General features: G+C 41.3%; 14 protein-coding genes, 1 pseudogene and 1 other annotated feature. Of the genes and pseudogenes, 7 read left to right on the top strand and 8 right to left on the bottom strand.

Going from position 1 to position 12,328, the window contains the following annotated elements:
- Positions 1-624 (bottom strand): annotated as a pseudogene (locus tag MF4642_RS12095) (IS3 family transposase); the annotation flags it as partial.
- Positions 233-349 (bottom strand) — a sequence feature (AL1L pseudoknot). Its footprint overlaps the pseudogene before it by 117 nt.
- Before the next feature lie 249 nt (positions 625-873).
- On the opposite strand from MF4642_RS12095, the gene MF4642_RS12085 reads away from it, so the two are divergent.
- A complete protein-coding gene (locus MF4642_RS12085; protein WP_078426374.1) occupies positions 874-1,386 on the top strand; it encodes a hypothetical protein in 513 nt (170 codons plus the stop codon).
- Between the two features lie 88 nt (positions 1,387-1,474).
- Here MF4642_RS12085 and MF4642_RS12080 read toward each other — a convergent pair whose 3' ends face one another.
- Positions 1,475-1,930 (bottom strand): Lrp/AsnC family transcriptional regulator, encoded by a 456-nt coding sequence (locus MF4642_RS12080; protein WP_078426373.1) that lies wholly within the window; start codon positions 1,928-1,930, stop codon positions 1,475-1,477.
- Positions 1,931-2,092: 162 nt separating this feature from the next.
- On the opposite strand from MF4642_RS12080, the gene MF4642_RS12075 reads away from it, so the two are divergent.
- Entirely contained in the window at positions 2,093-2,839 is a 747-nt protein-coding gene (locus tag MF4642_RS12075; protein WP_078426372.1) for an AzlC family ABC transporter permease, read from the top strand.
- Positions 2,836-3,135, top strand: coding sequence for an AzlD family protein (locus MF4642_RS12070; RefSeq protein ID WP_005400577.1), 300 nt, complete (start codon positions 2,836-2,838; stop codon positions 3,133-3,135). Before MF4642_RS12075 ends, MF4642_RS12070 begins: the two co-directional genes overlap by 4 nt.
- 9 nt (positions 3,136-3,144) lie before the next feature.
- On the opposite strand, the gene MF4642_RS12065 is transcribed toward MF4642_RS12070, so the two are convergent.
- Together MF4642_RS12065 and gap are read right to left on the bottom strand one after the other, a co-directional pair.
- Entirely contained in the window at positions 3,145-3,450 is a 306-nt protein-coding gene (locus MF4642_RS12065) for a hypothetical protein (RefSeq protein WP_078388963.1), read from the bottom strand.
- Positions 3,451-3,563: 113 nt separating this feature from the next.
- Positions 3,564-4,598: a type I glyceraldehyde-3-phosphate dehydrogenase gene (gene gap, locus MF4642_RS12060; RefSeq protein ID WP_078426371.1), complete on the bottom strand. Its 1,035-nt coding sequence runs from the start codon at positions 4,596-4,598 to the stop codon at positions 3,564-3,566.
- A gap of 392 nt (positions 4,599-4,990) precedes the next feature.
- On the opposite strand from gap, the gene alaS reads away from it, so the two are divergent.
- From alaS to csrA, 3 genes are all read left to right on the top strand, one after another.
- Positions 4,991-7,684, top strand: a complete 2,694-nt coding sequence (gene alaS, locus MF4642_RS12055) for an alanine--tRNA ligase (RefSeq protein ID WP_171262522.1) — start codon at positions 4,991-4,993, stop codon at positions 7,682-7,684.
- A gap of 66 nt (positions 7,685-7,750) precedes the next feature.
- Positions 7,751-9,031, top strand: coding sequence for an aspartate kinase (locus tag MF4642_RS12050; RefSeq protein WP_005400573.1), 1,281 nt, complete (start codon positions 7,751-7,753; stop codon positions 9,029-9,031).
- Positions 9,032-9,304: 273 nt separating this feature from the next.
- Positions 9,305-9,559 (top strand): carbon storage regulator CsrA, encoded by a 255-nt coding sequence (csrA, locus tag MF4642_RS12045; RefSeq protein ID WP_004696158.1) that lies wholly within the window; start codon positions 9,305-9,307, stop codon positions 9,557-9,559.
- A gap of 57 nt (positions 9,560-9,616) precedes the next feature.
- Here the strand turns inward: csrA and rnhB are convergent, their stop codons facing one another.
- The 3 genes from rnhB to MF4642_RS12030 form a co-directional block, all read right to left on the bottom strand.
- Positions 9,617-10,195 (bottom strand): ribonuclease HII, encoded by a 579-nt coding sequence (rnhB, locus tag MF4642_RS12040; protein WP_004696156.1) that lies wholly within the window; start codon positions 10,193-10,195, stop codon positions 9,617-9,619.
- 63 nt (positions 10,196-10,258) lie between these two features.
- Positions 10,259-10,618: a hypothetical protein gene (locus tag MF4642_RS12035; RefSeq protein ID WP_078426369.1), complete on the bottom strand. Its 360-nt coding sequence runs from the start codon at positions 10,616-10,618 to the stop codon at positions 10,259-10,261.
- A gap of 137 nt (positions 10,619-10,755) precedes the next feature.
- The gene (locus tag MF4642_RS12030; RefSeq protein WP_017396847.1) at positions 10,756-11,133 is read right to left on the bottom strand and encodes a hypothetical protein; all 378 of its coding nucleotides are present in this window, start codon (positions 11,131-11,133) and stop codon (positions 10,756-10,758) included.
- A 236-nt stretch (positions 11,134-11,369) separates the two neighbouring features.
- On the opposite strand from MF4642_RS12030, the gene MF4642_RS12025 reads away from it, so the two are divergent.
- Positions 11,370-11,924, top strand: a complete 555-nt coding sequence (locus tag MF4642_RS12025; RefSeq protein WP_004696150.1) for a cytochrome b — start codon at positions 11,370-11,372, stop codon at positions 11,922-11,924.
- 26 nt (positions 11,925-11,950) lie between these two features.
- Here the strand turns inward: MF4642_RS12025 and MF4642_RS12020 are convergent, their stop codons facing one another.
- On the bottom strand, positions 11,951-12,313 hold the full coding sequence (locus MF4642_RS12020) for a hypothetical protein (protein ID WP_078426368.1): 363 nt from the start codon (positions 12,311-12,313) through the stop codon (positions 11,951-11,953).
- Positions 12,314-12,328: the final 15 nt, after the last annotated feature.

Here is a 12,328-nt window from a genome sequence, read left to right as displayed (position 1 = left end):
TACCACGCCAAACACCTTGTATACCTAGCTTTTGCATCAATCGAGCAACTGTACAACGTGCAATAACATAACCCTCACGTTTCAATTTTTGCCAAACTTTACGTACACCATATCGACCTGAACTTTCTTTCCAAATACGTTTGATTTGCTCTGCATGATGTAAATCATGCAGAGCACGTTTCGCTCGATGTTCTGGGTTATCAACGAGATCTAAAGCCCGATAATAGGTCGAAGCTGCAATCGGTAAAATTCTACAAATCGCTTCAACACCATATCGATCTTTATTGTTATGGATAAAATCCACCATTATTTGTGTGGGCGGTCGAGCTCCGCCTGGGCGAAAAAAGCGGCTGCTTTGCGTAGAATCTCATTGGCACGTTTTAATTCTTTAATTTCACGTTCCATTTGCTTCATTTTTTCTTGGTCAGATATCTGTTGTACTTTAATAGGATTTTGCTGATCTAAATGCTTTTGATGCCAGGCACGAAGTGTTTCAGGAGTACAACCAATCTTAGGCGCAATTGCTGTGATTGCAGCCCAAGTAGAAGGATAATCTTTTTCAGATTCAATCAATAATTGAACCGCTCTTTCTCTGATTTCAGGGGTATATTTTAATTTTGTCATCGGGATAGTCTCTCAGAATATTGACTCTCCGACAAACCCGGTACGGTTCAATTAACTCATCCTAGTGCTCTGCACAGATTGGAAAAATTCATTTAAGACTTTGTTTTATATTTTATTTCCAATTATACCTGTGCTTGCACAAAAGACACATTCTTTTATACTTCAGCTCAATTTGACAGCAACAATAAATACTACATCGTTATACCGATAATACTTTTAATCACACCGTTTTTACTTGGGGAAATTTCGATGGAAATACACAGCAACTTATATTACAAGCACGCAGATGCTCAAATCATGTCAAAATTAGACCGATTATTTCAAGAACATCGCGGCGATGCGAGTCAATTTACGGCTTTAGTCTGTGACATCAATCCAGAACATGGCGCTGAACTGGCCGAAGATATTTTAAATACCGTCGATAATATCGAGTTTGACTTAGGTCCTGAATCACTATACTCCCTCGCGGGTTATTCCATCGCACACTTTGTCCATGGTTCATCAGGTGATGAGTTCATGGAAGCGATTTTATTCTTCCTGAAAGCCTTGCTTCCAGACATCCATGCGCAAGCATGGGGTTGCGGTGATGATGATCCTTGGGAGTTTTGGTTCAAATTTGAAGGTGATGAACTGATTCGTGAAGATGATGAACCTCTAAATGACCCTGAAGAAGATGAAGAAATTAAAGCCAGTATTTATGCATGGTGGCACGCAGATCTGCCTAAAGAAATTAAAGAAGGCTTTTTAAACGAAGAGTCATAACATCCTAAGTAGCATGACTAGAGTACAAGTCTTATCACTTTGAGTCATGCTGCCAGATTCATAGGCGATTTCACTATCAACTTTTGAGCTACCAAATCGGCAGTTCTGTGGTTTGTTTGATATTTTGCAATGGAATTTCTGTTTTAATACTTTGTATATTGGGGATTTTATTTAGACGATGGATTTGAAACTGTCGATAGGCGTCTAAGTCTGCAACCACAATACGTAAAAAGAAATCACAATCCCCTGCCATTAAATGACACTCGACCACTTCAGGAACTTCACGAATCGATTCAACAAATTGGTTCACCGTTTGCGGATCCTGACTCTTTAGCCAAATGCGTGCAAACACGGTCAATCGCAGATTCACTTTAGCAGGATCTACCAAAGCCACATAAGCCCGAATAATCCCGTCTTCTTCTAGTTGTCTTACTCGTCTTAAACACGGTGAGGCAGACAGTCCAATGCGCTGAGCCAACTCATTATTTTGAAGTTTTCCGTCGGTTTGTAGTACTTGCAATATCCGCTTATCTGTTTGATCCATAAATTCCATCCTTAAAGCATAATTTTGCTCAGACTTAACCAATCACAGCATATTATTCCAAACAATCTCTATATTAAGCTAAATAAAGCAAAAAATATCTCATAAAAAACATAAACTTATTCACCTACTGCACCAAAACCTAGCACGCATAGGCGATTTAAAATGTTCTCCCTTAGAAATACGACTCAAGAACTCAATGACTCCACCGATTACGTCGAGTTTAAACGTGGTATTAAAACATCTATCCCCATGCTGCTGGGCATTATTCCTTTTGCTTTGGTCTTAGGGACACAAGCCACTCAAAAAGGCTTTAGCCATTTAGAAGTTCCATTATTTACTGGCCTGAATTTTGCGGGCGGTTCCGAGTTTGCTGTGCTCGAAGTATGGACCAATCCACCAAATTTTGTCGTTTTAATTTTCATTACGTTCCTAGTCAATAGCCGTCACTTACTCATGGGCGCAAGTCTAGTGCCCTATTTACGCCATTTGCCTAATCGACAGGTTTTCCCTGCCCTGTTTTTCATGTGTGATGAAAGTTGGGCAGCAGCCCTTGCCGATGCAGAAAAGAAGAAAAAATTCGGGTTGCAACAGGCCTTTAGCATGTCCTACTACGCAGGTATCTGTTTTGCCCTGTACTTGATGTGGGTCAGTTTTACCAGCTTAGGGGCCATTCTTGGTCCTTTGCTAGGGGATGTTCACCGTTATGGGTTTGATATGGCCTTTGCTGCAGTATTTCTGGTTTTACTACGTGGCATGTGGAAAGGATTCAGTACAGCACGCCCTTGGCTTATCAGTCTAATTAGTGCGGTCATTGCTTATTTATATTTACCGACAGGTTGGTATGTGCCAATTGGTGCGCTCTGTGGCATCGCCTCTGCTTTCTTATTTATTCAGGAGGATGAGCTATGATCCACAGCACAACACTTATCGCGATTTTATTGGTCGCAGCAACCACTTATCTGACGCGTATATTGGGCTATGTTTTGCTGAAGAATAAAACTTTAAGCAACAAACAACGAAAGATTTTGGAAGTTGTTCCAGGCTGCGTGCTGATTTCAGTGATTGCACCTTATTTTGTGAAGGACAATGTCGCAGACCTACTCGCCATTGCCATCACATTGATTGCAGCTTCACGCTTTTCACTTTTACCAACCGTTGTGATTAGTATGCTGAGCGCGGCATTATTACGTACCGTGCTCATCTAAACTGAATTTTTAGCGTTCAGGCTGTACAGCTTTAGCGAGAATATTCACCAATTCAGCGTTTTGTAGCTCAACTTTTTGTAACTTAGACGTGGTCTGCTCGATCACTTCCTGTTGCACATGCATCTTTTTTGCAAGATCTTGCATAATTTCCAAGGTCTTTTTTAAATTTTCTTCAAGTTGATGTACTTTTTCTTGCAGTTGATTCTGCTCTACGCTTGGATCGGTTTTATCTGCCTGATTTTTAAATTGAAACCAAATTAAAAATACGACAGCGACCGCCAACAGCAAAATAAATCCCCAAATTAAGATCAACATAAGCACCACTCTACATTATTTTTCATTTATAGATTCATGATAACCACAAGTCTGTATTCGGTCTATGCCTATCATCTTGTTTTCAGAGTAAAAATGCTTAAAAATAAAGACCTTTAGGTAGTTGACGCACTAAAAGATTCACACAAATCTAATAAGCGGTTTGCATAGCCCCACTCATTGTCATACCACGCAAAGACTTTGGCTTGATGCCCGACCACCATGGTTTGCGTTAAATCAACAATGAGTGAATAGGGTGAATGATTAAAATCCGAAGACACCAAAGGTTCATCCGTCACATCCATAATTTCATGATAATCTGACTTTGCCGCCTGAATCAGTACTTCATTAATTTTATGGTCGGTAATTGGTGTTTGCGAAATAAAAGTCAAATCAATTGCAGCCACGTTAATGGTTGGCACACGAATCGAATAACCATCAATACGATCAGCCATCTTAGGCATCACTTGTTTTAAAGCACCAAGGGCTGACGATGTCGTTGGGATAATGTTTTGACCTGAAGCACGGGCACGCCTTAGGTCACGATGCGCATGATCCAATACAGACTGATCGGCAGTCACTGCATGAATTTCGGTCATGAGCGCAGTATCAATTCCAAAAGCATCATCAATGACTTTAACCAAAGGCACTAAAGCCTGCGTAGTACATGACACACTGGAAATGATTTGGTCACTGACTTTAACCTCATGGTGATTCACCCCATACACAATTGCGGCATCAACTGAGTCAAAAGGTGCCGCGCCAATAATGACCCGCTTTGCACCTGCGCTGATATGCCCTGTTGCTGCTTCACGCGAGCGAAATAAACCTGTGCACTCTAGAACCACGTCTACATGAAGACTTTCCCAAGGTAAATCTTGCGGGTTTGCCTGACACAATACTTCAACTTTGAGCTGCGCTTGATCTTTAGAAAGATGTAAATAAATTCTTTCATTTTCATAACTTAAATCGACTTTTCCCGGAAAGCGCCCATGCGTGGTGTCATATTTAAATAAATGCAATAAGGTTTCTACATCTGCTACATCATTCACCGCGACGATTTCAAACTGAAAGTTCTTTGGATTTTCAAACCAAGCGCGTAGTACATTACGTCCGATTCGACCAAATCCATTTATCGCCACTCGTTGCATGACTTGCCCTTATTTATAAAATGATGAAAGATAAAGCTGGCCTATATTAATGGATTTATACAGATTTGGTTAAGCTTTCTTTTTCTATCATCCATCAGCGAAGATGATGAATATGAACCCTTAAGTCATAAATTGATCTACCTAACCACCTCGGACCAATCAACTCATTTCCACGAAATGATATAAATATCCAACAAAAACAAGCAAAATCTTAGAACTATCGAATACATAGAAATGTCATCAATTCGCCTTAAAGTGATTGGTACAACATCCTTTTTCCGTTATAATTTGGCGTTTTAAAATTTTTAAGCCAGTATCTGAAGTCAGCGTATTTAGAATAAGACTTTCTTCAGCTACTATTAGCCAAATCGAAATTATGGAGTGACTTGGTTGTGAGTACTCGTTTTATGACATCAGCTGAAATTCGCGAAGCTTTTTTAAGCTACTTTGAATCGCAAGGGCATACACGTGTCGCGTCGAGTTCTCTAGTTCCCGCCAACGACCCTACTTTGTTGTTTACCAACGCGGGTATGAACCAATTTAAAGATTGTTTCTTAGGCCTAGAAAAACGTGATTATGTACGTGCAGTGTCTTCACAAAAGTGTGTCCGTGCAGGTGGTAAACACAACGACTTAGACAATGTCGGTTATACCGCACGTCACCACACCTTCTTTGAAATGTTAGGTAACTTCTCATTTGGCGACTACTTCAAACGTGATGCAATCAAATTTGCATGGGATTTTCTCACTGGTGAAGCTTGGTTAGCACTGCCTAAAGACAAACTCTATGCAACGGTTTACCACACTGACGACGAAGCATTTGACATCTGGAACAAAGAAATTGGTTTAGATGCATCTCGTATTATTCGTATTGGCGACAACAAAGGCGGCCAATACGCATCAGATAACTTCTGGGCAATGGGTGATACAGGTCCTTGTGGTCCATGTTCTGAAATTTTCTTTGACCATGGCGACCATATTTGGGGTGGCTTACCAGGCACACCTGAAGAAGATGGCGACCGTTTCATTGAAATTTGGAACAACGTTTTCATGCAGTTTAACCGTACTGCGGATGGCGTATTACACCCTCTTCCGGCGCCTTCTGTTGATACAGGTATGGGCTTAGAGCGTATTTCTGCTGTTTTACAACACGTTAACTCAAACTACGAAATTGACCTGTTCCAACACTTACTCAAAGCAGCCGCTGAAATTATTGGTTTAGATACCGCTGCACTTGAAGCAGAAGCTAGCGAAAAAGGTACACTAATTCAATATCCTGCATCACTTAAAGTGGTTGCGGATCACGCACGTTCATGTTCATTCCTAATTGCTGATGGTGTAAACCCATCAAATGAAGGCCGTGGTTATGTACTTCGCCGTATTATTCGTCGTGCAGTACGTCATGGTAATAAGCTGGGTGCAACAGGTTCATTCTTCCATAAAATGTTGCAACCTTTAATTGAAGTGATGGGTCAAGCTTACCCAGAACTTGAAGCACAAAAGGCACGTATTGAAGCGCAATTACTGAAAGAAGAAGAGCAATTTGCTAAAACCTTAGAGCAAGGTTTGAAATTGCTTGAAGGTGAATTGGCTCAACTGAAAGGTTCAGTGATTCCCGGTGAAGTGGTGTTTAAACTGTATGATACTTACGGTTTCCCAACTGACCTGACTGCTGACATCGCTCGTGAACGTGATTTAACGATTGATGAAGCAGGCTTTGAAGTTGAAATGGCAGCTCAACGTCAACGTGCACGTGATGCAGGTAAATTCGCAATTGACTACAACTCTGTTGTTAAAGTTGAAGGCGAAACTCAGTTTGACGGCTATGACGCAACAGTTGGCGAAGGTCAAATTATCGCGATCTATAAAGATGGCGAACAAGTTGATGAAGTCGTTGAAGGTGACGAAGCCCTCATCGTACTGAACCAAACCCCGTTCTATGCAGAAAGCGGCGGTCAAATTGGTGACACGGGTATTTTCAAAAACGACACGGGTATTTTTGAAGTCCAAGACACCAAGAAATCGGGCGGCGCTTTTGTACACCAAGGTATCGTGACTGTAGGTAGCATTAAGCTTGCTCAAAATGTTGAAGCAACTGTCAAAGCAGATATCCGTGCTGCAACTGCGCGCAACCACTCTGCAACTCACCTTTTGCATGCTGCACTACGTCAAATTCTAGGTGAACACGTACAACAAAAAGGCTCACTGGTTGCGTCAGACATCTTACGTTTTGACTTTGCCAACGATCAGCCCGTTTCATTTGAACAACTTCAAGAAATTGAACGCTTAGTCAATGCTGAAGTGATTGCAAATACAGCAGTAAGTACTGAACTTCTAGACATCGAATCTGCGAAAGCAAAAGGTGCGATGATGTTGTTCGGTGAAAAGTATGGCGAAGAAGTTCGTGTACTTTCAATGGGTTCAATCATTGAAGAGAAAAACTTCTCAATCGAGCTGTGCGGTGGTATTCACGTTAAACGCACAGGCGACATTGGCTTGTTTAAAATCACTTCTGAAGGTGGTGTAGCTGCGGGTGTACGTCGTATTGAAGCGGTAACAGGTACCAAAGCCATTGAAATTACTCAAAAAGCCGACCGTGATATCAATACTATCAATGGTTTATTGAAAGCTCAAAAGGACCAAACTTTAGAAAAAGTTGAAGCCTTAGTCGACACAACATCAAGCTTGCAAAAACAGATTGAGCAACTCAATCAAAAACTTGCCAGCTTCCAAGCTGCTGAACTGCTTAGCCAAGTTCAAACGCTTGCGGGTCGTCAAACGCTGATCACGACTGTTCAAAACATGGATGCGAAATCACTTCGCAACCTACATGACGGTGTGAAATCAAAATTAGAAAATGCAGTCATCGTACTTGCTGGTGTTGAAGGTGACAAAGTTAGCCTGATCGCATCTGTAGCAAAAGACTTTACTGCTTCTATTAAAGCAGGTGACATCATCAAACATCTAGCAACTGAGCTCGGTGGTAAAGGTGGTGGCAAACCTGACTTAGCACAAGGTGGCGCGCCACTAAACGAGAAGTTTGCAACAGTGATGGCAGATTTAACTGCTTGGCTTGAAGCGAAATAAAACTTCACCTTTTGTGTAACTGACCCTGAATGATGCATTCAGGGTCATGGTTTATATGGAACAACTATGGCATTAATCGTTCAAAAATATGGCGGTACCTCTATGGGTACTCCAGAGCGCATTTTAAATGTTGCTCGTCGTGTAAAGCGTTGGCATGACCACGGCCACAAGGTTGTAGTGGTTGTATCAGCAATGAGTGGCGAAACCAATCGTCTACTTGCTTTAGCGAAAGCCATTACCGAAACCCCTGACCCACGAGAATTAGACCAAATGGTTTCTACGGGTGAACAGGTAACGATTTCAATGTTAGCAATGGCGCTCAATTCTATTGGCGTTGAAGCTAAGTCACTTACGGGTCGCCAAGTCGGTATCAAAACAGACAATGCGTTTACCAAAGCACGTATCGAGTCGATTGATACTGACACCATGACTGCGCATTTAGATGCTGGTCGTGTGATCGTGGTTGCTGGTTTCCAAGGCTTTGATGCCGATGGTAACACCACCACGCTTGGCCGTGGCGGTTCAGATACTTCGGGTGTAGCACTTGCTGCGGCATTAAAAGCAGATGAATGCCAAATTTATACAGATGTAGATGGCGTTTATACGACTGACCCACGCGTTGCACCAAAAGCGAAAAAAGTAGACCGTATTTCATTTGAAGAAATGCTGGAAATGGCATCACTTGGTTCAAAAGTTCTACAAATTCGCTCGGTCGAATTTGCAGGAAAATACCAAGTGCCTTTACGCGTATTATCAAGTTTTGATAATGACGATGATGGCGCATTCGACGAAGAATTTAAAAAGAACGTCGGAACACTAATCACCACTGAGGCGGAAGACAACATGGAACAACCAATTATCTCTGGTATCGCATTTAACCGTGACGAAGCTAAACTTACGATTCTAGGTGTTCCTGATGAACCAGGTATTGCATCTAAAATTTTATCGCCAATTGGTAATGCCAACATTGAAGTGGATATGATTATCCAAAATGTTGAAGAAGATGGTACAACTGACTTCACCTTCACGGTAAACCGCGGCGAACTTGCAAAAGCAACAAAAATTCTTCAAGAAACTGCTCAAGCCATTGGTGCGCGCGAAGTTGCTACACGTGACGACATTGTTAAAGTGTCAATCGTAGGTGTTGGTATGCGTTCACACGCAGGTGTTGCAAGTAAAATGTTCACTGCCTTGGCTGATGAAGGCATCAACATTTTGATGATCTCAACTTCAGAAATCAAAATTTCTGTGATTATTGAAGAAAACTACCTAGAACTTGCTGTACGTTCTCTACACACTGCTTTCGGTTTAGACCGTGAACACGGTGAATCAAGCGCACGTGCTTAAGCAATCTTGCGAAAAACTTGTCATTGTCTGACAGTTTTTGCAAAAGACTACAAAAATCAGGAGCCACTATAGTTTTTTCTATAGTGGCTCTGTTATATTAAGCCCGAGGCTTTCTTAAATTTAGATGAATGTTATACCTAATGTCACTAGATATCTAAAAATTCAAGTGTCATGCGGTTGTATTAAACATTTGTTTAAATTTTTTTAAATACAAAAAATTATGTATTTTACTTTAGTACAACTGCAGGTTTAGCGTTTTGCAAGGAGATAAACATGCTGATTTTGACCCGACGCGTCGGTGAAACATTAATGATTGGGGATCAAGTAAGTGTTACTGTACTTGGTGTCAAAGGCAACCAAGTTCGTATTGGTGTCAATGCTCCCAAAGAAGTATCTGTACATCGTGAAGAGATTTATCAACGCATTCAGCATGAACGTGCAATGCATGAACATCTTCAACATCTTGATCAGGATTACCAGCCTGCATTTGAAGATGAAGGTTCACAGCAGAATAATTTCAATCGTTAAGATTGAAACATTCAGATATAAAGCGGCCCGATTGGCCGCTTTAAATTTTTACCCAGTCTATTTTTGCTCAAGTACCTCGATCACTTTCTTTACAGGCCCAAAACTACGACGATGCTCGTCAATGACCCCATGTTCAGCAATCGCCTCAAAATGCGCTTTGGTTGGATAACCTTTGTGTTTGGCAAAACCAAACTGAGGATATTTTCGATCCATCTCAATCATTTGATGGTCACGTGTCACTTTGGCCAAAATACTTGCTGCTGAGATTTCAGCATGTAAAGCATCCCCACCCACAATTGCCTCACAACTCATACTCAAGCCTTGTGGAATTTTATTACCATCAACCAAGACATGTTCGGGCTGTATTGCAAGCTGTTCAACCGCGCGGCGCATCGCAAGCAAAGATGCTTGTAAAATATTGATCTCATCAATTTCAGCAGCACTCGCCTCAGCAATCGCCCATGCCAATGCTTTTTCCTGAATTTCGACAAAAAGTTTTTCACGTTTTTTTTCGGTCAGTTTTTTGGAATCATTTAACCCTTGTATCGGGTTATTCGGGTCTAGAATTACCGCAGCAGCGACCACTGAACCCACTAAAGGGCCGCGCCCTGCCTCATCTGCACCTGCAATTTGCATTTTCTACTCTCATAAAAAATGGCTGATCAACAGCCATTTTAAAAACTTAACAATTTATTCGGCTTAGTTTAGCATTTCAGAGGCGCATGTGGCTGTTGTTTTTGTTGCTGCTAAAGCGCCATAGGTTGCCTTTGCTTTGGGATCAATTGCCGCCAAAGCCAACTGCTCTTTAGACAACACTTTGGGTGAGTTATCACCCACACAGCTACATACTTCACGTTTTTTCTTTTGTTTTTGGTCTTCTGATAACAGCTTACTGCCCATGATCCATGTCGGATTAGTTTCGATTTCATCCATACATTTTGCATGTGAGGCCATTTTAATAGCCGAGATTCCATCATCTGAGCTAGATAAAGGATTCGACACACACGCGGAAAGCATAAGCGAGCCAAACAAACAGAGAATTAACTTATCATTTTTCATACAGATACACCCTTTGTTGTAAAAGAAATCAGGCTTCAATTGTTATTATTCACATCAATATAAAAGATAAACGCCAAAAAGTACAAAAAAACTGCAAAGAAGCCAGGCATGTCCCCGCTTCTTTGATATATCACAACTTAATTCACCGCTTCAGCCACACATGCATTGATGGTTTTGGTTACTGCATTGCTAATAATAGTTGTACGTGCCGCAGGGTCAATGGCCGCTGTTGCCACATCGACAGCGGTAATATTTTGTGGGGCTTTTTCACTTACGCAACCACAAATTTCAGCCTGAATATCGGTTTTTTGATCAGCCGTCATAAATTTGGTTGCTGTTTTCCATGCTGGTAGATTATTCAACTCAGTCGTACATTTTGCATTAATGGCAATTTTAAGCGCTGCTGTACCCAGTTGTTGCGTGGTGGTCGTCGTATTGGTCGTTGCCATATCAGTCGTTGTACAAGCCGAAAGGATCAAAGCCAAAGGAGCAAGCACTGCAATCATTTTTTTCACGGATATATCCATTTATAACAGTTAAAGTGCGCGTATTTTGCCAAATCTTTGCTAGTTACGGAAACACTATTTCCATGCCATTTTAATATCTTTCGCTTATTGCACAGTTTTAGATCAGTCATGCGTCACTGGTCTGTACAGCGTTGCAGAATATCAACGCTATATTGCATCTACTACATTTTTGACCTATCTATAGTTCTATAAAATAGCGCAACATAAAAATGGATGTGAATCTAATGAACTCGGCAAATACCCATTACACGCGTACCGCTCAAATTCTGCATTGGCTCATGGCAATTATCTTTATTGCTGCTTGGCTGATTGGGTTTTATAGCGGAAACTTCCTCAGTTATGATGCTGATGGTAGCTTTAAAGGGGATGTCATTACCTTACATAAGAACATTGCAACCACGATTATCTTTCTGGTGGTGATTCGTATCTTTTGGCGTTATACCCACCCCGCACCCAAACTTCCAGACAGCATGTCACCGTTAATGCAAAAAATGGCCCACCTCGGTCATTTGGCTTTATATTTCATTTTGTTGGCTTTGCCCATTACTGGCTGTTTATTTAGCTGGAGTGCTGGGCATCCTGCACCAGTGTTGTACCTTTTTGAAATTCCTCGTTTAGTACAAGACAATCCTGAATTACTCGCGATTGTGAAACCTTTACATATCTGGATTTCATGGGCAGCAGGATTGCTCTTGGTCGGTCATATTGCCGCAGCTTTGAAACACCACTTTATCGATAAAGATAATGTGTTAAATAGCATGACCAAACAAGCAAAGTAAGACCAAGTTGAATCAGCCTAAAAGCATCAATGTGTTCCTTTTAGGACTTCATCTACCACACATCCTTTCAGCGTATTCAACACACCCTGTTGTACCACTTGTTTTTTGACTTGTTCATCAACCACTGCACGTAACAAGGTTGTCGCAGGAATATCCTTTAGTGCATTTTCACCCACGCAACCACAGATTTGCGTTTGCAGCTGATTCTTTTTATCTTCACCAATCAATGCTGTACTGACTTTCCACAGCCTTGTCGCTTCAAGCTCAATACCGCACTGATACACCACCACTGGCTTTAATAGCTTTTGAGTTAACTCAGTATCCGTTTTGAGCAAATAAACTGCAAAAAGTGCAAAAATAACCACAAGCAATCCAATGATTTTTTTCATATCGACCTCACATAA

Origin of the sequence: Acinetobacter sp. MF4642 (assembly GCF_002018925.1) — a bacterium.
Taxonomy (GTDB): Bacteria; Pseudomonadota; Gammaproteobacteria; order Pseudomonadales; family Moraxellaceae; genus Acinetobacter; species Acinetobacter johnsonii.
Note: the sequence above shows the minus strand (reverse complement) of the source record. Positions and strands in the feature narration are given on the sequence as shown.

Excerpts from the sequence above, each read along its gene's own strand:
- MF4642_RS12065 (WP_078388963.1), bottom strand. The coding sequence starts at position 3,450 with ATGTTGATCTTAATTTGGGGATTTATTTTGCTGTTGGCGGTCGCTGTC.
- gap (WP_078426371.1), bottom strand. The coding sequence starts at position 4,598 with ATGCAACGAGTGGCGATAAATGGATTTGGTCGAATCGGACGTAATGTA.
- MF4642_RS12020 (WP_078426368.1), bottom strand. The coding sequence starts at position 12,313 with ATGAAAAAAATCATTGGATTGCTTGTGGTTATTTTTGCACTTTTTGCA.
- rnhB (WP_004696156.1), bottom strand. The coding sequence starts at position 10,195 with ATGCAAATTGCAGGTGCAGATGAGGCAGGGCGCGGCCCTTTAGTGGGT.
- MF4642_RS12070 (WP_005400577.1), top strand. The coding sequence starts at position 2,836 with ATGATCCACAGCACAACACTTATCGCGATTTTATTGGTCGCAGCAACC.
- MF4642_RS12080 (WP_078426373.1), bottom strand. The coding sequence starts at position 1,930 with ATGGATCAAACAGATAAGCGGATATTGCAAGTACTACAAACCGACGGA.
- MF4642_RS12025 (WP_004696150.1), top strand. The coding sequence starts at position 11,370 with ATGAACTCGGCAAATACCCATTACACGCGTACCGCTCAAATTCTGCAT.
- MF4642_RS12085 (WP_078426374.1), top strand. The coding sequence starts at position 874 with ATGGAAATACACAGCAACTTATATTACAAGCACGCAGATGCTCAAATC.
- MF4642_RS12075 (WP_078426372.1), top strand. The coding sequence starts at position 2,093 with ATGTTCTCCCTTAGAAATACGACTCAAGAACTCAATGACTCCACCGAT.
- MF4642_RS12050 (WP_005400573.1), top strand. The coding sequence starts at position 7,751 with ATGGCATTAATCGTTCAAAAATATGGCGGTACCTCTATGGGTACTCCA.
- MF4642_RS12035 (WP_078426369.1), bottom strand. The coding sequence starts at position 10,618 with ATGAAAAATGATAAGTTAATTCTCTGTTTGTTTGGCTCGCTTATGCTT.
- csrA (WP_004696158.1), top strand. The coding sequence starts at position 9,305 with ATGCTGATTTTGACCCGACGCGTCGGTGAAACATTAATGATTGGGGAT.